Raw genomic sequence first — 18,615 nt, forward strand, 5'->3', positions numbered from 1 at the left:
CATGACCGCAGTTCAAATCCGCCCCGTAACAGCCGACGATCACGGCGCATGGCTGCCGTTGTGGCAGGCCTATCTGCGCTTCTACAAGACCGAACTGGCCGATGGCGTCAGTGATGTCACCTGGCAGCGCATCCTGGACCCCGCCGAAACCACCCACTCGGCATTGGCCTGGCTGGATGGCAAAGCAGTGGGCATGGTGAACTTCATCTACCATCGCTCCAACTGGAGCATCAAGAATGCCTGTTATCTACAGGACTTGATCGTGGCCCCCGAACAACGCGGTACCGGCATCGGCAGGCGGTTGATCGAACATGTCTACGCTACAGCCAAGGCCAACGATTGCGACAAGGTTCACTGGCTGACCCACGAAACCAACACCACGGCCATTCAGCTTTACGAACGCATCGCAGAACGCGGCGGCTACATTCAATTTCGCAAGGCCCTTTAAGGCAGGAAGTCTGCTCATGTCCGATATCCCGCTCCACTGGCAACCCGCAACACTTCCCGGCGGCACGATGCTGGAAGGCCGTTTCATTCGCCTGGAAAAACTCGACCCGCTACGCCATGGCGACGATCTGTGGCTTGCGCTCAATGGTCCGAACTCCGATCCAAAGCTCTGGGATTACCTGCCTTACGGCCCGTTCAACGAACGCGAGGCTTTCGATGCCTGGCTGGAGCGACATGCCAAGGACACTGACCCGTGGTTCTACAGCGTGGTCGATCAGGCCACAGGCATGACCGAAGGTGTGATCAGCCTGATGTCCATCGTCGCCGCCCATGGCCGTATTGAAATAGGCCACGTGACCTTTGGTGCCAGCATGCAACGCACCCCCAAAGGCACAGAAGCCATCTACTTGCTGGCCCGGGAAGCCTTTGCTCTGGGCAACCGCCGACTGGAGTGGAAATGCAACGCCAATAACGCCCGCTCCCGGCGTGCGGCAGATCGCTTCGGCTTCAGCTACGAAGGGCTCTTTCGCCAGCATATGGTGACTAAAGACGTGAACCGCGATACCGCCTGGTATTCGATCATCGACAGCGAATGGCCCGAACTGCAAAAGGCTTTCGAGGCCTGGCTGGCTGTGGATAACTTCAAGGATGGGCAGCAGATTAAGGGACTGGAAGCGTTTCGCGGATGACCGGGAAATAAAAAAGGGGAGCCACATGTGCTCCCCCGAGGAAAATCGTTGATTCGCGAAATGGCCTTTCGCGAATGAATTCGCTCCTACAGCGTTGCTGTCATTCGATCTCGACCAGGATCTCGCCAGGGTTGACCCGGTCGCCTTTGGCAACATGAATGGCAACCACCTTGCCGGCGATGGAGGCCTGGACTTCGGTTTCCATTTTCATCGCTTCAGTGATCAGCACGGCCTGACCGGCCTTGACGGTGTCGCCTTCCTTGACCAGCACGTCGACGATGTTGCCGGGCATGGTGGTGCTGACATGACCCGGTGCATGAGCTTGTTTGCGCTTGCTGGCACCGCCGCCGACGAATTCGTTGAGCGGCTCGAACACCACTTCTTCCGGCATGCCGTCGATGGACAGGTAGAAGTGACGCTTGCCCTCGGCCTTGACACCTACGCCGGTGATATCCACACGGTAGGTTTCGCCGTGAACGTCGATCACGAACTCGGTCGGCACACCTTCGCCGCCCACCTTTGCGACGCTGCCCGCTTCCGGAATCGGCAACAGTTCTTCAGGTTTCAGGGTGCCCGCAGCGCGCTCTTCGAGGAACTTGCGGCCGATGTCCGGGAACATGGCGTAAGTCAGCACGTCTTCTTCGGATTGCGCGAGGTCACCGACTTCGCCACGCAGCTTGGTCATTTCCGGCTTGAGCAGATCGGCCGGGCGCACATCGATCAGGTCTTCGTTGCCGATGGCCTGACGACGCAGCTTGGCGTCCACTTCACCCGGCGCCTTGCCGTAACCGCCTTGCAGGTACAGCTTCACTTCGTTGGTGATGGTTTTGTAACGCTCGCCCGCCAGCACGTTGAAAAACGCCTGGGTGCCAACGATCTGGGAAGTCGGTGTCACCAGCGGCGGATAGCCCAGATCCTTGCGGACACGCGGGATCTCGGCCAGCACTTCGCCCATACGGCTGAGAGCGCCCTGCTCCTTGAGCTGGTTGGCCAGGTTGGAAATCATGCCGCCCGGCACCTGATTGACCTGTACGCGGGTGTCGACTGCGGTGAACTCGCTCTCGAACTGGTGGTACTTCTTGCGCACGGCGTAGAAGTACAAGCCGATTTCCTGCAACAGTTCCAGATCGAGCCCGGTGTCGAACTCGCTGCCCTTGAGAGCCGCGACCATGGATTCGGTGCCTGGATGGCTGGTGCCCCAAGCGAAGCTGGAGATGGCCGTATCGATATGGTCGGCTCCGTTTTCGACAGCCTTGAGCTGACACATGGCCGCCAGACCTGCGGTGTCATGGGAGTGGATAAAGACCGGAAGCGATTGCTCGGCCTTCAATGCCTTGACCAGTTCGCCCGTGGCGTAAGGGGTCAGCAGACCGGCCATGTCCTTGATCGCCACCGAGTCGCAACCCATGGCTTCCATTTGCCTGGCCTGTTCCACGAAGGCGCTGATGGTATGCACCGGGCTGGTGGTGTAAGCGATGGTGCCCTGGGCATGTTTACCCGCCGCTTTCACGGCCTCAATGGCGACTTTCAGGTTACGCACATCGTTCATGGCGTCGAAGATACGGAACACATCGATACCGTTTTCCGCCGCCTTGGCGACAAACGCCTTCACCACGTCATCGCTGTAGTGGCGGTAGCCCAGCAGGTTCTGGCCGCGCAGCAGCATTTGCAGACGGGTGTTGGGCAAGGCCACACGCAACTGGCGCAGGCGCTCCCACGGGTCTTCTTTCAGAAACCGCACACAGGCATCAAAGGTCGCACCGCCCCACACTTCCAGCGACCAGTAGCCGACCTTGTCGAGCTTGTCGCAGATCGGCAGCATGTCTTCGGTACGCATGCGGGTCGCCAGCAACGATTGGTGAGCGTCGCGCAGGATAGTGTCGGTGACAAAGATTTTCTTGGACATGTTCGGAGCTCCTTATGGCGGCAAGCTTCAAGCTATAAGTGGCAAGCAAGAACCCATCGGCTTTTACTTGCAGCTTGTTGCTTAAAGCTTGCCGCTCACACATTCATAGACCTGCATGGGCGGCGATGGCGGCGGCGATGGCCAGGGCCAGCTCTTCGGGTTTGCGCTTGATCGAGTAGTTGGTCAGTTCAGGGTGGCTTTCAACGAAGCTGGTGTTGAACTGGCCGCTGCGGAATTCCGGATTGCGCAGGATTTCCTGGTAATAGGCTGCAGTGGTCTTCACGCCCTGCAGGCGCATGTCGTCCAGCGCACGCAGACCGCGGTCCATCGCCTCTTCCCAGGTCAGCGCCCAGACAATCAGTTTCAGGCACATGGAGTCGTAGAACGGCGGAATCGTGTACCCGGTGTAGATCGCCGTATCGGTCCGCACGCCAGGCCCGCCGGGCGCGTAATAGCGGGTGATCTTGCCGAAGCTGGGCAGGAAGTTGTTCTTCGGGTCTTCGGCATTGATCCGGAATTGCAGGGCAAAACCGCGATGAATGATGTCTTCCTGCTTGATCGACAGCGGCTGGCCGGACGCAATGCGAATCTGCTCGCGCACGATGTCGATGCCGGTGATCTCTTCGGTGATCGTGTGCTCAACCTGAACCCGGGTGTTCATCTCCATGAAATACACCTCGCCATCGGCGAGCAGGAATTCCACGGTCCCGGCATTCTCGTAACCCACCGCCTTGGCGGCACGCACCGACAGGTCGCCGATATAGGCGCGCTGTTCAGGTGTCAGTTGCGGGCTGGGGGCGATTTCGATCAGCTTCTGGTTGCGACGCTGGATGGAGCAATCACGCTCGAACAGATGCACCACATTGCCGAAGCTGTCACCGAGGATCTGCGCCTCGATGTGCTTGGGATTGACGATGCACTTTTCCAGGAAAACTTCCGCCGAGCCGAAAGCCTTGGTGGCTTCGGAAATCACCCGTGGGAAAGCCTGCTCCAGTTCGTCGCGGCTGTTGCAGCGGCGAATGCCACGGCCACCACCACCGGAAGTCGCCTTGAGCATCACCGGATAACCGATACGATCGCCTTCAAGCAAGGCTTCCTGGATATCCGCAACGTTGCCTTCCGTGCCCGGCGTGACTGGCACGCCAGCCTTTATCATGCTGCGGCGCGCTTCGGTCTTGTCGCCCATGCGGCGAATGACTTCTGCGGACGGGCCGATGAACTTCACGCCGCGCTCTGCGCAGATTTCCGCCAGTTCGGCGTTTTCCGAGAGGAAGCCGTAACCGGGATGCAGCGCATCGCATCCAGTTTCCACTGCCAGGTTCACCAGCTTGCGCGGGTTCAGGTAACCGGCGAGAGGTTCAGCGCCAATGCTATAGGCTTCGTCGGCACGTTTGACATGCAAGGCATGCCGGTCGGCGTCCGAAAAGATCGCAACCGAGCGAATGCCCATTTCGGCGCATGCACGCACGATCCGGACAGCAATCTCTCCACGGTTGGCGATCAGGATTTTTGTTATCACTGGCATTTCCTCGACCATAAGGACTATCGAACCGGCAGAGCCGGTCGGCGCAGGGGCCGCATGACGCAGTGTAGTTACTGACTTTTTGTAACTGCGTATGTGACTGAATGACGCAGGGCCACCCTATTCCTGATCATCGATTAATAAAAATGAGTAAAAATTGGGATAGGCATAAGCAAAAGCTTATAGTCAGCACTTCAGCCATTGGCAGGAGTTGTTGAGCATGCGTAAGTCATTGATGCGTATGACATTGCGTCAGTTGCGAATTTTCAATGAAGTGTGCGACCTGCGCTCCTACAGTCGCGCCGCAGAGGAAATGTCCCTCACTCAGCCGGCTGTCAGCCTGCAGATCCGACAGCTTGAAGAGCTGATCGGACAGCCGCTGTTCGAGTATGTCGGCAAAAAACTCTACCTGACCGAAGCCGCCGAAGCGCTGCAACTGGCCAGCCGTGACATCTTCGGCCGCCTGGAAAGCCTGGATATGCAGCTTTCCGACATGCAGGGCTCATTGCAGGGCCAGTTGAAACTGGCCATCGAGTCGAGCTGCAAATATTTCATCCCGCACGTGTTCGCAGCCTTCAAGCGCCAGCACCCGGAAGTCATCCTCAACCTGACCGTGGTCAACCGCGCCATGGTCATCCGGCGCCTGTCGGACAACCGCGACGATCTGGTGGTGATGTCCATGGTGCCTCAGGACATGGGCCTGGAGTTCCTGCCTTTTCTCAACAACCCGATTGTCGCCGTCGCACCGGCGAACCATCCGCTGTGTGATCGGGAACAACTGAGCCTGAAAGACCTGGAGCCCTGGCCGCTGCTGATTCGCGAATCAGGGTCAGGGACACGAAGAGCCTGTGAGGAGTACTTCAAGGAAAAGCGCGTGCATTTCACCCAGACACAGGAAGTGTCATCCAGCGAAGCACAACGCGAATGCGTGGTCGCCGGGCTCGGGCTGGCGCTGCTGACCCGTCACGCCGTCAGCATGGAACTCGCCACCGGCGCCCTCAAGGAACTGCCAGTGGCCGAGTTACCGCTTTACCGAAGCTGGTGCGTGGTACAAGCCAGGGATAAACGCCTGTCTCCCGTCGCTCACGCCTTCCTTGCGTTCATCCGCACCGAACGTGCGCAGATCAGCCAGCTTGTCGAACGCTTCGACGGGCGTCCTCGGACGGCTGGTTAGCATGCCAGTGGTTGCCGGTCATGCTGTCCATGTAATCGCAGAGGTCCTGATTGAGCTGCCGCGCTTCGCAGTAGCTTTCAATCGCGCGACGAAACTCCATTCGGCGCTGGTCTTCCTGTTGACGACGAGTCTTGACGGTGCTGTTGGGTAAGTCATCGTAATGCCGAGCCATGTCCTGTCTCCCAATACGTTGCGGGAGTACAGAGTGGCGCGAGGGCATGACGATCAGGCGGCGAATGCGTGACAAGTTGATGAAGGTTCGACCCTCAATCCTCGTGGGCCTTCACCGACTTGGGCGAGAGTCGCAGGCTGCGCAGACTGCGTTTGACGCTCTTGAGGTGGTTGACCAGGCTCGGACCGCGAGCCATGGCGACGCCCATTGCCAGCACATCGATCACCACCAGATGCGCGATGCGCGAAGTCAGCGGGGTGTAGATTTCGGTGTCTTCGTGTACATCGATGGCCAGATTGACCGACGACAGCTCGGCCAGAGGTGTCTGGCTCGGGCATAGCGTGATGAGTGTGGCGCCGCTTTCGCGAACCAGGTTCGCCGAAATCAGCAGATCCTTGGAGCGACCGGACTGGGAAATGCACACCGCGACGTCGGTTGGCTTCAAGGTCACTGCCGACATTGCCTGCATGTGCGGGTCCGAGTAGGCCGCAGCGCTCAGCAACAGGCGAAAGAACTTGTGCTGGGCATCGGCCGCCACCGCACCCGACGCACCGAAACCATAGAACTCCACACGATTGGCGCCCGCCATGGCGGTCACGGCCAGTTGCAAGGCATGGGGATCGAGGTTTTCACGCACTTCCATCAAGGTGTGCAGCGTGGTGTCGAAAATCTTCAGGCTGTAATCGGCAACCGAATCGTCTTCGTGAATCGCGAACTGGCCGAAACTCGCTCCGGCGGCAAGGCTCTGCGCCAGCTTGAGCTTGAGGTCCTGAAAGCCCGTGCAACCGATGGCGCGACAGAAGCGCACGATGGTCGGCTCACTGATCCCGACGCTATGGGCCAGGTCAGCCATGGAACTGTGCATCACGGCCGCAGGGTCAAGCAGCACATGGTCGGCTACCTTGAGCTCCGACTTGCGCAGCAGATTACGTGACTGGGCGATGTGTTGCAGCAGATTCAAGAGGCAGACTCGTTAATGATGCGGTGGGCGGGTTGTAGCTTTCTTGTAGTTATACTACATGACCTGCGAGCCGCCCAGTTAAACGAGCCCTGAACGTCATACACAAGCCATTGAATGATAAATCTTCCTTTTTTGTGGGAATAATCCTACATTTTGGAACGCTGCCACTATTGCCGGGCCAGGCTCAACATGCCCTCCATCATTGACGCTTCGAGCGGTCGACTGATCAGATAGCCCTGAACTTCATCGCAACCCTGCGCCTTCAGAAACTCCAGTTGTTTCTCGTTTTCCACACCCTCGGCCACGACCTTGAGCCCCAGGCTGTGAGCCATGGCTATGATCGCCTGGGTGATTGCCGCATCTTCCGTGCCGTCATCGAGGCCACGAATAAACGCCTGATCAATCTTTACGTAGTCCACCGGGAAGCGTTTGAGATAACTCAATGAAGAGTAGCCGGTGCCAAAGTCGTCGATGGCCAGTTTGACGCCCAGCTCACGCAACTGCTGAAAGGTCGCGATGATGTGTTCGACACTGTCGAGCAACTGGCTTTCGGTCAGCTCCAACTCCAGCAAATGCGGCGCCAGCCCCGTCTCGTCCAGGACCTGCCGCACCAGACTGACCAGCTTGCCCTGGCGCAACTGGTGCACTGACAGATTGACCGAAACCCGGATCGGCTCAAAGCCCTGACGCTGCCACTCACAAGCCTGCCAGCAGGCCTGGCGCAGCACGAACTCGCCGATATCGGCAATCAGGCCGGTTTCTTCGGCCAGACCAATGAACTCGCCCGGCGGCACCATGCCCCGTGTCGGATGACGCCAGCGCACCAGTGCTTCGGCCGCATCCAGACGACCATTTTCCAACAGCATCTTGGGTTGATAGAACACTTGTAGCTGGTGATCTTCAATGGCTTTGCGCAGCTGGATTTCCAGTTGCAGGCGCTCCAGGGTGCTGGCCCGCAGGCTTTCGGTGAAGAACTGGAAATTGTTGCCGCCCAGATGCTTGGCATGCCGCATCGCCATATTGGCCTGACTCACCAGTGCCGAGACTTCACGGGCAGAGTCCGGCAGCAGGCTGATACCCACCGAAGCACTGATCACCAGTTCGTTACCCGCCACCGACAGAGGCGTACGCAGCTTGCTCAGCAAGCGGCTGGTGACACGCGCCAGACTGGAAAGGTTGGCATAGGCATCGAACAGCACGGCAAATTCATCGCCGGACAGACGCGCAATGGTGTCCGCCTCCGGCATGGCGCTGATCAGGCGGCGGGCAACATGCTTGAGCAACTGATCGGCGACTTCATGGCCCAGGCTCTCGTTGAGCAGCTTGAAACGATCCAGATTGATATGCAGCAGCGCCAGGCTTCTTCCGCCCTGACGCACCCGCTGATTCGCTTCGCGCAGGCGCTCCTTGAATTGCGAGCGATTGGCCAGACCGGTCAACTCATCGAAATGCGTGAGGTAGCGCATACGCTCTTCAGATTCGCGGTTGGCCGAAAGATCCGTAAAGAAGCCGACAATATGGCTGACATTGCCGGCAATATCGCGCACGACAGTCATTTGCAGCCATTGCGGATACAACTCGCCGTTCTTGCGCGCCTCAACCAGCTCGCCCTGCCAGCTTCCGGTCTGCTCCAGGGCATGGTGAATGGCCTGGAAGTGACGACGCGCATCGCGACTGCTGGCGATATCCATGACCTGACGCCCCACTACATCCTCAGGCGTGTAACCCGTGAGCCGGGAAAAAGCCTGATTGATGGTGAGAATCCGGTACTGCGGGTCGAAAATCATGATGCTTTCGCTGACCGCATCGAAAACCTTCTCGGCCAGACGCGGCGGGCTTTTGCTCAAGGCCAGATTGGCGGCCTCAAGCTCCAGGGTACGCTGCGCAACACGCTCCTCAAGACCGGCCTGAGCCTCGCGCAGACTGTGCTCGGCCTGACGACGCTGCTCGACCTCCCGGCCCAGAATTTCATTGAGTTCATCGCCCTTGGCCCGGGCCTGCTGCAAATGCTCGATCAGGGCCTGGTTCTGAAAACGCTGCAACAGGCTGCGCAGTATCAGGCGATTGATCTGCCAGGCCACCACAATCAGGGCAAACAACAGAATCAGACCCAGCCAGCCCCAGCCACGCAAAGGCACGTCGCCCCCCATAAACAGATAGACGATGGGAGGTAACAGACACGACAGGCTGAAGGTGAGAAACGCCGTGAGGCTGACGGCATAGGCCACGCTGGCGCACAGCGTTGCGCCGCCAATCATGCCGAACACCCAGGCCTGCTGCTCGAAACTGGTCACGGGCACCAGGGCCATGGCCGCACAGGCCAGAGTCAGACCGCTGACCACCGCGCCGAGCAGAAACATTCGCCGCCAGACCGGTTGCGCCTGACGTTCGGGAGATGCCGCCCGGAACGCTGCAACCTGAATGACACGCAAGCCCACAAGCACCGCCAGCCAGACCAGCCAGATACTGACCAGCACGTAGCGTTCAGGACTCCAGAGCAGCCATGCGCAGACCAGACCACTGATGAACATGAACAGGGTCGGCAGCAATGAACCCTGATAAAGCATGCGCGTGCGCTCAACCCTCAACCGGGTCGCGAACTTCTTGCGAATGGCCCGCCGGCTGGTGTCAGAAGCATCGTGGGCACTGAAGCTGAAAGGCATGGCGGGGTTCTTGTATTTGATAAGACCTTGGCATGTGCCGAGCATACACAAGCGCTGGGCTAGACCAAACTGCCGCCATCATAAAACGGTGACTTTCAGCGCTGTTCTGCACAACTTCGACACAGGGGACGCCATTCGCCGTCGCACATGACCGATCGTCAGCATCGACGACTTTTTTATTACCCATGACAAAGCATGGTTTGCCCGCCATGGCGCAGCACCCTAGAATGCGGCGATGCGCGATGATCTCTCTCTCCTTTTGAATTCCCTCAACGATGCCCAGCGTCAGGCCGTAGCTGCCTCTCTGGGTCGTCAGTTGGTCCTGGCCGGCGCTGGTTCCGGTAAAACCCGTGTGCTGGTGCATCGCATCGCATGGCTGATGCAGGTCGAGCAAGCCTCCCCGCATTCGGTCCTGTCGGTGACGTTCACCAACAAGGCCGCCGCCGAGATGCGTCATCGCATCGAGCAACTGATGGGCATCAGCCCGGCAGGCATGTGGGTCGGCACCTTCCACGGGCTGGCGCATCGCCTGCTGCGTGCACACTGGCAGGAAGCGGGGCTGGTACAGACGTTCCAGATTCTGGACAGCGACGACCAGCAACGTCTGGTCAAGCGCGTGATCCGCGAACTGGGGCTGGACGAACAGCGCTGGCCTGCACGTCAGGCCCAGTGGTTCATCAACGGCCAGAAAGACGAAGGCCTGCGCCCCAAACATATCCAGGCCGGCGGCGATCTGTTCCTGGCCACCATGAAGTCGATCTACGAAGCCTATGAAATCGCCTGCCAGCGCGCCGGCGTCATCGACTTCTCCGAACTGCTGCTGCGTGCGCTGGACCTGTGGCGCGATCATCCCGGCCTGCTGGCGCACTACCAGCGGCGCTTCCGCCATGTGCTGGTGGACGAATTCCAGGACACCAACGCCGTGCAGTACGCCTGGTTGCGACTGCTGGCCCAGGGCGGCGACAGCCTGATGGTGGTGGGCGATGACGACCAGTCCATTTATGGCTGGCGTGGCGCGAAGATCGAGAACATTCATCAGTACTCGTCGGACTTCCCGGATACCGAAGTCATCCGTCTGGAGCAGAACTACCGCTCGACGGCAAGCATTCTCAAGGCTGCCAACGGCCTGATCGTCAATAACAGCGGTCGCCTGGGCAAAGAGCTGTGGACCGACGTGGGCGATGGCGATCTGATCAACCTGTATGCCGCCTTCAACGAACACGACGAAGCGCGCTACGTGGTCGAAACCATCGAAAGCGCCTTGAAGACCGGCCTGTCGCGTAACGACATTGCCATTCTGTATCGCTCCAACGCCCAGTCGCGGGTGCTGGAAGAAGCCTTGCTGCGCGAGCGCATTCCTTACCGCATCTACGGCGGCCAGCGATTCTTCGAGCGCGCCGAGATCAAGAACGCCATGGCGTATCTGCGCCTGCTGGAAGGCCGTGGCAACGATGCCGCGCTGGAGCGGGTCATCAACGTTCCCGCACGGGGCATTGGCGAGAAGACGGTCGAGGCGATTCGCGAGCATGCCCGCCATACCGACATCTCCATGTGGGAAGCGATGCGTCAGTTGGTGGCCAACAAGGGCCTGACCGGCCGCGCTGCCGGTGCCTTGAACGTGTTCATGGAACTTATCGAAAACCTCTCGGCCAAGGTCATGGAAATGCCCTTGCACCTGATGACCCAGACCGTCATCGAGCAATCGGGGCTGATCACTTATCACCAGCAGGAAAAAGGTGAAAAAGGTCAGGCACGGGTGGAAAACCTTGAGGAACTGGTCAGCGCTGCGCGCAACTTCGAGAACAATGAAGACGATGAAGAACTGACCCCGCTGGCAGCTTTCCTCGGCCATGCGTCGCTGGAAGCTGGCGACACGCAGGCTCAGGAGCACGAAGACAGCATTCAGCTCATGACCCTGCACAGCGCCAAGGGCCTGGAATTCCCTTACGTGTTTCTGGTGGGCATGGAAGAAGGGCTGTTCCCGCACAAGATGAGCCTGGAAGAGCCCGGCCGTCTGGAAGAAGAACGCCGTCTGGCTTACGTCGGTATCACCCGCGCCATGCAGCAACTGGTGATGACTTACGCCGAAACCCGTCGCCTGTATGGCAGCGAAACCTACAACAAGGTGTCGCGCTTCGTTCGCGAGATTCCGCCGACGCTGATCCAGGAAGTGCGCCTGTCCAATAGCGTCAGTCGTCCTTTCGGTGGCACCCAGAAAGTCAGCAACAGCAGCCTGTTCACGGGCACCGGCATCCCCGAAACCCAGTTCACGCTGGGCCAGCACGTACAGCACGCCGTATTCGGTGAAGGCGTGATCCTGAATTTCGAGGGCTCCGGCGCCCAGGCCAGGGTGCAGGTCAACTTCTCCGAAGGCAGCAAGTGGCTGATGATGGGCTATGCGAAGCTGGTCCCGATCTGATCCCACCCAGTAGCGAATTCATTCGCGAATGAATTCGCTACTGGGGCGTGGAAGAAAATTCCTACAGCACTTTATTTCACCGCCTACCGCCCAAATAGACAGGTCTTACGGACCTCATGCAAAAGTCCGAAACATTAACGCACTAGCCATCGACTGCCCTCCTGTGCAACATGGCGCGCATGCATTCATACAACGGGAATACCCTTATGCAACGTTTTCTAAGCATGGCTCTGGCGCTGTGCATCGGGCTCACCATGAGTCTGGATGTGAACGCCGCACGTTTTGGTGGTGGCAAGAGCATGGGCTCGGCACCGTCGCACCAGGCACGCCAGGCCGCTCCAGCCACTCCGGCTGCTGCTCCTAACGCTGCCGGTCGTCCGGCTGCCGCTGCCAGTGGCGCTTCACGCTGGTTGGGCCCATTGGCCGGTATCGCTGCCGGTGGCCTGCTGGCTGCAATGTTCATGGGTGACGGCTTCAACGGCCTGCAGATCTTCGACATCCTGATCATGGGCCTTATCGCCTTCCTGATCTTCCGCTTCATTGCGCGTCGTCGTCAGCAGCAACAGCCGAAAATGGCCGGTGCCGGTGCTCCTTACCAGCGTGAAACCAGCCAGCCCGCGCAAAACTCGATCTTCGGTGGCGCGTCGTCAGCTCCTGCGGCTCCGGTCATCAACGCTCCGGCCTGGTTCAACGAAGAGCGCTTCCTGGAAGCCGCCCGCAGCCACTTCCAGTCGCTGCAGCAGCACTGGGATGCGAACGAAATGGACAAGATCGCCGAGTTCGTGACGCCACAGATGCTGCAATTCCTGAAAAAGGAACGTGCCGATCTGGGCGACGGTTTCCAGTCGACCTACATCGACAACCTGAGCGTCCAGCTGGAAGGTGTGGATGATCGCGCTGACAAAACCATCGCGACCCTGACCTTCTCCGGCGTCTCCAAGACTTCGCGCTTTGACCAGGGCGAAGTGTTCAGCGAAAGCTGGAACATGGAACGCGCCCAGGGCGACAACCAACCCTGGCTGGTTGCCGGTATTCGCCAGAACGGCTGATCCCCAGGCACATCCAGCAGCACATAACCCCGGACTTGTTCCGGGGTTTTTTATTTTTGTTCGCCTGCAGCTAACAAATGCAAGTCTGAAAGGTCCGACGCTTGATGCGAATTGAAAGCAGGCAGACCAGGATTTTTCGTACAGAGCCTATCCGATCGGGTAGTTATTTTGAGAAAAGCTTTAGGCTACTGTATAACCCGCGCCATCAAGCTTAGAGGACCCATGTCGTGGAAGAAGTCATCGAACAATTGCGTGAACAAAACGAGCCGGTTCCGGTTCCCCTCGAACTGCCTGACGAGGACCAACTCGTCGAGATCGAGGAACAGCTGTTTATCAATATCCCTTACGTCTTCAAAGAATTTCTTCTGACCGTCAGCGACGTCGTGTATGGCAGCCTTGAGCCAGTCACCGTTACCGATCCTCAGTCACACACCTATCTGCCGGATGTCGCCGCAACTGCGTGGGACTTGGGTGTGCCTCGTGAACTGATCCCTATCTGTCAGGACGGCGATGACTATTACTGCGTCGAAGAAGATGGCACCGTCGTGCTGTGGTCCGGCGAAGAAGAGTTGGTGACCGAAGAGAACTGGGAATCTGTCTGGCACTGGGCACGGGACGTCTGGCTGGAAAGCTGAGACACCCCACACACAGGTATCGCCGGGCTCAATGCCCGGACGACTCCTGATTGTTGTTGCCCAGGGTTTCCAGCAGGGCAATCTGCATCCGCGTATGCACGCGGATGAACCAGCGCCACAGCAATGCTGCAACCACCGCCGCAATCAGCACGATCACCAGTAACAACTCGCTTGTCGGCAGAATGCTCGCCGACAGAGCGGCCAGCAGAATGAAGATCACCACCAGCGACAGCAGCGGAATCACCTCAGCCACCACCTTGCGGACCCGCACGGTATGCCTCCCGGCCATTTCAGGCTTCACGCCCATCTCCGCCAACAGCATCGACAGCGCCTTGAGCTTGCGGTACGCCGCAATCAGGAAAGGTAGCGACAGCAGTAATGCTGCCCCGCAGATCCAGGCCTTCTGCTGACCCACATCGCTGACCCACTCACTCATGTAAGCGCCGATACGCCCGGCGAAATAGCCACCGCTGAAGAAGATCGCTATCACCAGCGCCAGGTTGACCCCGACTTGCAGCAGTATCCGCCGGATCATCGACGCCAGCACAGCGCCCTGCCCTTGAGGCTGGATGCTGCGCAGCCATTCGCCGTACATGTTGAACACCCGCGCCACGCGACGGGGCACGATGGACGCCAGTTGCAGCGACAGCGGGTCGGCAGCGCGAATCAGGTAGGGAGTCAGCAGCGTGGTAATGGCCGAAACCGCCACCGCCACGGGGTAGAGAAAATCGCTGGTGACCTGCAAGGTCATGCCCAGCGCCGCGATGATGAAGGAAAACTCGCCAATCTGTGAAAGCCCCATGCCGACGCGCAGCGAGGTACGCCCATCGTTACCGGCAATGAATGCCCCGAGCCCGCAGGACAGCATCTTGCCCAGTACAACGGCGACGGTAATCAGCGCGATGGGCCAGGCATATTCCAGAAGGACTTTCGGGTCGATCATCAAGCCAATGGCGACGAAGAAGATGGCGCTGAACATGTCACGAATGGGCTCGATAAGCCGCTCAATCTTCACCAACTGGCGAGATTCGGCCATGATCGCGCCAATCAGGAATGCACCCAGCACCATGCTGTATTCCAGCTTCACCACCAGCAGGCAGAAACCGAAACACAGGCCCAGCACAGTCACCAGCAGCATTTCGTTGCTTTCAAACTTCGCGACGTAAGACAGCAGTCGCGGCACCAGCAGAATGCCGATTACCAGAGCCACGATCATGAACAAGGACAGTTTACCGACCGTGGAAAAGACCTCACCGGAACTCACCGAGCCACTGACCGCGATCCCCGACAGCAGGGCTATGATGCCGATACCCAGAATGTCTTCGACGATCAGCACCCCGAAAATCAGCTGGGCAAAGTGCTGGTTCTTCATCTTCAGGTCATTGAGCGCCTTGACGATGATGGTGGTCGAGGAAATCGCCAGGATTGCGCCCAGGAACAGCGAGTCCATGGTTTTCCAGCCAAAGAACTGGCCGATTTCGTAGCCGATCCAGATCATCAGGGCAATTTCGAGAAAGGCCGCGATGAACGCCGTGGCTCCGACCTTGAACAGCTTGCGCAGGCTGAACTCCAGCCCCAGGCAGAACATCAGGAAGATCACCCCAAGCTCTGCGAGGGTCTTGATGGTGTCTTCGTCATGGATCAGCCCGACTGGCGGCGTATGCGGACCAATGATGAAGCCTGCAACGATATAGCCCAGCACCACCGGCTGCTTGAGGCGATGGAAGAGAATGGTCACCACACCCGCCACCAGCATGATCACTGCCAAATCCTGGATAAAATTGACGGCATGCATGGGTGTGGCTCCTTATTGATAAATGATGCCTGAAGCTCCCGAATAGCCAGCGAAGCTGAAAAGTCGGAAGTTGCATCAATAAAACGCTACTAAAAGCGTAAGAAAAAACCCGATCCACGGGTTTTGGGAGAGTAACACTGCACCCGTCGAGAGAAAGCCGGTGCAATATATGGAAACAGATAGACCTCAAGCGTGACGGCATTCACTCCGCCAGCGTCCCGATAACTGTCTGTTGCAGGTAGTTGAACCACCCTCGTGAGCGCCAGCATAAGGCGCCACTCATGATGACCTTGACCGTGTGAGTACGCTATGGAACCCGGAAACGCCCAGCTGTCGATGACTGTATTGATGACCCCGGACATGGCCAACTTCTCTGGCAATGTGCATGGCGGTACGTTGCTCAAGTACCTGGATGAAGTCGCTTACGCCTGCGCCAGCCGGTATGCCGGTCGCTATGTGGTGACGCTGTCCGTGGACCAGGTGATTTTCCGCGAGCCGGTTCACGTCGGTGAGCTGGTGACCTTCCTGGCCTCGGTGAACTACACCGGCAATACTTCGATGGAGGTCGGGATCAAGGTCGTGACCGAGAACATCCGCGAGCGCTCGGTGCGCCACAGCAACAGTTGCTTCTTCACCATGGTCGCGGTGGACGACAACCGCAAGCCAGCCAGCGTCCCGCCGCTGGAGCCTGAAACGGCTGAAGGCAAACGCCGCTTCATCCAGGCCCAGCAACGCCGCCAGATTCGCCAGGAGCTGGAAAAGCGTTATCAGGAAATCAAGGAAGAATCCCTGTAATACGTTGTTCGCGAATGAATTCGATCGGTAGGAGCGAATTCATTCGCGAAAACATTACAACCGTACCGCCTCAAACCGCACCCGCGGATGGGCAATCCGGTCCTGCGCCCGTACCAGCTCCAGCTCATAGCTGCCACAGGCCTGGGTTTCCAGCAGCACTTCATGCACCGCCGCAGCCGTGAACTCGAAAGCAGCGACCAGATCGTCCCCCAACAATACACGCGCCAGGAACAACCCGGACGTCAGATCACCCACGCCCACCGGCTGACGCGGAAAGGCCAGCAGCGGACGGCGCAAGTGCCAACTGGCATCGGCGGTCACCAGCAGCATTTCAAAACCGTCGGCCGCCTTGCCGGGGTAATCCAGGTGTTTGACCACCACAGCCTTGGGACCTCGTGCCAGCAACGCTCGGGCCATGGCCAGGCAATCGAGCAGGGATTCAGGCTTGCGACCGGAAAAGCTGTCCAGTTCCAGCTGGTTCGGGCACATGAAGTCCGCCACTGCCGCCGCTTCTTCCAGCAGGAAATCGCTGACCTCAGCCGGGACGATGCAACCTTTCTCGGGATGCCCCATCACCGGGTCGCACAAGTACAGCGCCTTGGGGTTGGCCGACTTGATACGCGCCACACCCGTCAGAATCGCCCGCCCCTGCGCCGCGCTGCCCAAGTAACCGGAAAGCACGGCATCGCAGTTACCCAACTCACCAATCGCCGCAATACCTTCGATCAGTGCCGGGATCTGCTGCGGAGCCAGCACTTCGCCGGCCCATTGCTTGTATTGGGTGTGGTTGGAGAACTGGACCGTGTTGAGCGGCCAGACATTGACCCCGATACGCTGCATGGGGAACACCGCTGCGCCATTGCCTGCGTGGCCGAATACCACGTGAGACTGAATGGCGAGCAAGTGGGGTGTACGTTTCATGGGAAGATCCTGAACACGATGCAAATGCAGTAATAAGAAATTTAAGTCGCGCAGTATGGCTGTAAATCACTTTGGGCAGTTAAGCTGAAGACTCCTGCGTAGGAGCACTCTGCCATGCTGACCCTGGGAAACATTTTCGTGCTGATGCTGTTCGCAAGTGCGGCAGCCTGGTTGTGGCATGCCCACGGTCTGCGCGAGCGGGCGCTGGAGCGCGTCAAACAGCATTGCGCCCGACTCGATCTGGAACTGCTGGACGGCAATGTCGCCCTGCGCCGCCTGGCCTTTGTCCGCGATGCGCAAGGCCACAGGCGTCTGGCACGCATCTATGGCTTCGAGTTCACGGTTACCGGCGAACAGCGTCATCCGGGCACTATCACCATGTTCGGTGCCCATTCGGCGCAGATCGAACTCGCACCCTACCCGTTTGAAATTAAAACGCCACCACCTAGCGCCGAAATCATCGAAATGAACAAGTGGCGCGAGACTCATCAGCAACGCAAGCAGTGAGCCAATTGCGCCTTTAGCGTTGCGCTGTCCTGTGGTGTCTGGAAGATCAGTTCCAGACGCGAATCCTGACGCCACTCGCTGCCTTGCCATTCAAGGCGCGAGCCCTCCAGCCCATTGGCTGAAAACCAGCCTTCGGGGCTGTGGATAACCATCTTCGCACGCCGCCAGGCGAGGCTTTCCAGCCACTGGGTCAGCTTCTCCAGGTCAAATTGCCGGGAAGGATGCCAGCGCCAACCGATACTCCAGCCCTCCGCACTCTCCTGACTCAGGCAGATCGGCTCCTTCGGATCAGTCCACACGGCAGGCAGTGGCCCGAGACTTCGGGGCAGAACGAGGTTATCCACAGCGCGGTTATCCACAGCACTTAGCTGCGCAAAGCCCGGCAAGTGAGCCAATTCGAGCTGCCCTTGCTCGACCCAGACCAGCGAATGTTCCGGCAATGCCTCGACCAGCCGCTGACGAGACGCTTGGTCGACAGTCTGTGCCTTGTTCATCACCACCAGCCCCGCCTCCGCCAGCGCGTTCTGCTGAGTGGCCGGTAGCGACTGGCCTGCCGCCATGCCGATGGCGTCCAGCACCATCACGCCAGGCTGAACACTGAGCACGCCCAGCCAGGGTGCCTGTCGCAACTGGGCCATGAGTTGCAGCGGGTGACCAAGGCCTGAAGGCTCGATGAACAATCGGTCGGGCCGCGCCTTGCGCAGCAGTCGCCCAAGACCGATCTGAAACGGCACGCCGTTGACGCAACACAGGCAGCCGCCAGCCACTTCGCCAAGTGCGATACCATCGGCGTCCACGCTCAGGAGCGCAGCATCCAGACCGATCTGGCCGAACTCGTTGATCAGCACCGCCCAGCGCTCATCGGCCGGTTTCTGGCTCAGCAGGTGCTTGATCAGGCTGGTCTTGCCGGCGCCCAGCGGGCCACCGATCACATGGGTCGGGATGTTCTGCAGCATCTGG

General features: G+C 58.9%; 16 protein-coding genes. 8 read left to right on the forward strand and 8 right to left on the reverse strand.

All coding sequences use genetic code 11. The features are described from left to right. Position 1 precedes the first annotated feature (1 nt). Positions 2-448, forward strand: coding sequence for a GNAT family N-acetyltransferase (locus CKW23_RS17815; RefSeq protein WP_025262571.1), 447 nt, complete (start codon positions 2-4; stop codon positions 446-448). A gap of 16 nt (positions 449-464) precedes the next feature. Then, positions 465-1,136: a GNAT family N-acetyltransferase gene (locus tag CKW23_RS17820; RefSeq protein WP_025262572.1), complete on the forward strand. Its 672-nt coding sequence runs from the start codon at positions 465-467 to the stop codon at positions 1,134-1,136. A gap of 100 nt (positions 1,137-1,236) precedes the next feature. On the opposite strand, the gene oadA is transcribed toward CKW23_RS17820, so the two are convergent. Both oadA and CKW23_RS17830 read right to left on the reverse strand, forming a co-directional pair. Continuing rightward, positions 1,237-3,042 (reverse strand): sodium-extruding oxaloacetate decarboxylase subunit alpha, encoded by a 1,806-nt coding sequence (gene oadA, locus CKW23_RS17825; protein WP_095068072.1) that lies wholly within the window; start codon positions 3,040-3,042, stop codon positions 1,237-1,239. A gap of 103 nt (positions 3,043-3,145) precedes the next feature. Further along, the gene (locus CKW23_RS17830; protein ID WP_025262574.1) at positions 3,146-4,561 is read right to left on the reverse strand and encodes an acetyl-CoA carboxylase biotin carboxylase subunit; all 1,416 of its coding nucleotides are present in this window, start codon (positions 4,559-4,561) and stop codon (positions 3,146-3,148) included. Between the two features lie 223 nt (positions 4,562-4,784). On the opposite strand from CKW23_RS17830, the gene CKW23_RS17835 reads away from it, so the two are divergent. Beyond that, complete coding sequence (locus tag CKW23_RS17835; protein ID WP_095068073.1) at positions 4,785-5,738, forward strand: LysR family transcriptional regulator; 954 nt, start codon at positions 4,785-4,787, stop codon at positions 5,736-5,738. Here CKW23_RS17835 and CKW23_RS17840 read toward each other — a convergent pair. The 3 genes from CKW23_RS17840 to CKW23_RS17850 form a co-directional block, all read right to left on the reverse strand. Continuing rightward, complete coding sequence (locus CKW23_RS17840) at positions 5,689-5,910, reverse strand: PA3496 family putative envelope integrity protein (RefSeq protein WP_095068074.1); 222 nt, start codon at positions 5,908-5,910, stop codon at positions 5,689-5,691. The genes CKW23_RS17835 and CKW23_RS17840 overlap by 50 nt on opposite strands. Before the next feature lie 94 nt (positions 5,911-6,004). Beyond that, positions 6,005-6,871 (reverse strand): transcriptional regulator HexR, encoded by an 867-nt coding sequence (hexR, locus tag CKW23_RS17845; protein ID WP_025262576.1) that lies wholly within the window; start codon positions 6,869-6,871, stop codon positions 6,005-6,007. 167 nt (positions 6,872-7,038) lie between these two features. Then, positions 7,039-9,534: a bifunctional diguanylate cyclase/phosphodiesterase gene (locus CKW23_RS17850; protein ID WP_025262577.1), complete on the reverse strand. Its 2,496-nt coding sequence runs from the start codon at positions 9,532-9,534 to the stop codon at positions 7,039-7,041. Positions 9,535-9,769: 235 nt separating this feature from the next. Between CKW23_RS17850 and uvrD the strand changes: the two genes are divergently transcribed. From uvrD to CKW23_RS17865, 3 genes are all read left to right on the forward strand, one after another. Next, positions 9,770-11,953 carry a DNA helicase II gene (gene uvrD, locus CKW23_RS17855; RefSeq protein WP_025262578.1) on the forward strand — a complete coding sequence of 728 codons (2,184 nt, stop codon included), beginning with the start codon at positions 9,770-9,772 and terminating at the stop codon, positions 11,951-11,953. Positions 11,954-12,159: 206 nt separating this feature from the next. Next, positions 12,160-13,002, forward strand: coding sequence for a Tim44 domain-containing protein (locus CKW23_RS17860; protein WP_095068075.1), 843 nt, complete (start codon positions 12,160-12,162; stop codon positions 13,000-13,002). 227 nt (positions 13,003-13,229) lie between these two features. Beyond that, entirely contained in the window at positions 13,230-13,637 is a 408-nt protein-coding gene (locus CKW23_RS17865; RefSeq protein ID WP_025262580.1) for an SMI1/KNR4 family protein, read from the forward strand. 28 nt (positions 13,638-13,665) lie between these two features. On the opposite strand, the gene CKW23_RS17870 is transcribed toward CKW23_RS17865, so the two are convergent. Then, a complete protein-coding gene (locus CKW23_RS17870) occupies positions 13,666-15,432 on the reverse strand; it encodes a cation:proton antiporter (protein ID WP_025262581.1) in 1,767 nt (588 codons plus the stop codon). Positions 15,433-15,741: 309 nt separating this feature from the next. On the opposite strand from CKW23_RS17870, the gene CKW23_RS17875 reads away from it, so the two are divergent. Beyond that, complete coding sequence (locus CKW23_RS17875; protein WP_025262582.1) at positions 15,742-16,227, forward strand: acyl-CoA thioesterase; 486 nt, start codon at positions 15,742-15,744, stop codon at positions 16,225-16,227. Positions 16,228-16,281: 54 nt separating this feature from the next. Here the strand turns inward: CKW23_RS17875 and pdxY are convergent, their stop codons facing one another. After that, positions 16,282-17,148, reverse strand: coding sequence for a pyridoxal kinase PdxY (pdxY, locus tag CKW23_RS17880; RefSeq protein ID WP_025262583.1), 867 nt, complete (start codon positions 17,146-17,148; stop codon positions 16,282-16,284). 114 nt (positions 17,149-17,262) lie between these two features. Between pdxY and CKW23_RS17885 the strand changes: the two genes are divergently transcribed. Continuing rightward, on the forward strand, positions 17,263-17,655 hold the full coding sequence (locus CKW23_RS17885; protein ID WP_025262584.1) for a DUF3301 domain-containing protein: 393 nt from the start codon (positions 17,263-17,265) through the stop codon (positions 17,653-17,655). On the opposite strand, the gene CKW23_RS17890 is transcribed toward CKW23_RS17885, so the two are convergent. Further along, positions 17,637-18,611, reverse strand: coding sequence for a GTP-binding protein (locus tag CKW23_RS17890; RefSeq protein ID WP_095068076.1), 975 nt, complete (start codon positions 18,609-18,611; stop codon positions 17,637-17,639). The genes CKW23_RS17885 and CKW23_RS17890 overlap by 19 nt on opposite strands. Positions 18,612-18,615 lie beyond the last annotated feature (4 nt).

It is taken from the genome of Pseudomonas sp. Irchel 3A18, from assembly GCF_900187465.1.
Classification (GTDB): domain Bacteria; phylum Pseudomonadota; class Gammaproteobacteria; order Pseudomonadales; family Pseudomonadaceae; genus Aquipseudomonas; species Aquipseudomonas cichorii.

Excerpts from the sequence above, each read along its gene's own strand:
- CKW23_RS17815 (WP_025262571.1), top strand. The coding sequence starts at position 2 with ATGACCGCAGTTCAAATCCGCCCCGTAACAGCCGACGATCACGGCGCA.
- CKW23_RS17820 (WP_025262572.1), top strand. The coding sequence starts at position 465 with ATGTCCGATATCCCGCTCCACTGGCAACCCGCAACACTTCCCGGCGGC.
- oadA (WP_095068072.1), bottom strand. The coding sequence starts at position 3,042 with ATGTCCAAGAAAATCTTTGTCACCGACACTATCCTGCGCGACGCTCAC.
- CKW23_RS17835 (WP_095068073.1), top strand. The coding sequence starts at position 4,785 with ATGCGTAAGTCATTGATGCGTATGACATTGCGTCAGTTGCGAATTTTC.
- CKW23_RS17840 (WP_095068074.1), bottom strand. The coding sequence starts at position 5,910 with ATGGCTCGGCATTACGATGACTTACCCAACAGCACCGTCAAGACTCGT.
- CKW23_RS17850 (WP_025262577.1), bottom strand. The coding sequence starts at position 9,534 with ATGCCTTTCAGCTTCAGTGCCCACGATGCTTCTGACACCAGCCGGCGG.
- uvrD (WP_025262578.1), top strand. The coding sequence starts at position 9,770 with ATGCGCGATGATCTCTCTCTCCTTTTGAATTCCCTCAACGATGCCCAG.
- CKW23_RS17860 (WP_095068075.1), top strand. The coding sequence starts at position 12,160 with ATGCAACGTTTTCTAAGCATGGCTCTGGCGCTGTGCATCGGGCTCACC.
- CKW23_RS17870 (WP_025262581.1), bottom strand. The coding sequence starts at position 15,432 with ATGCATGCCGTCAATTTTATCCAGGATTTGGCAGTGATCATGCTGGTG.
- CKW23_RS17875 (WP_025262582.1), top strand. The coding sequence starts at position 15,742 with ATGGAACCCGGAAACGCCCAGCTGTCGATGACTGTATTGATGACCCCG.
- pdxY (WP_025262583.1), bottom strand. The coding sequence starts at position 17,148 with ATGAAACGTACACCCCACTTGCTCGCCATTCAGTCTCACGTGGTATTC.
- CKW23_RS17885 (WP_025262584.1), top strand. The coding sequence starts at position 17,263 with ATGCTGACCCTGGGAAACATTTTCGTGCTGATGCTGTTCGCAAGTGCG.
- CKW23_RS17890 (WP_095068076.1), bottom strand. The coding sequence starts at position 18,611 with ATGCTGCAGAACATCCCGACCCATGTGATCGGTGGCCCGCTGGGCGCC.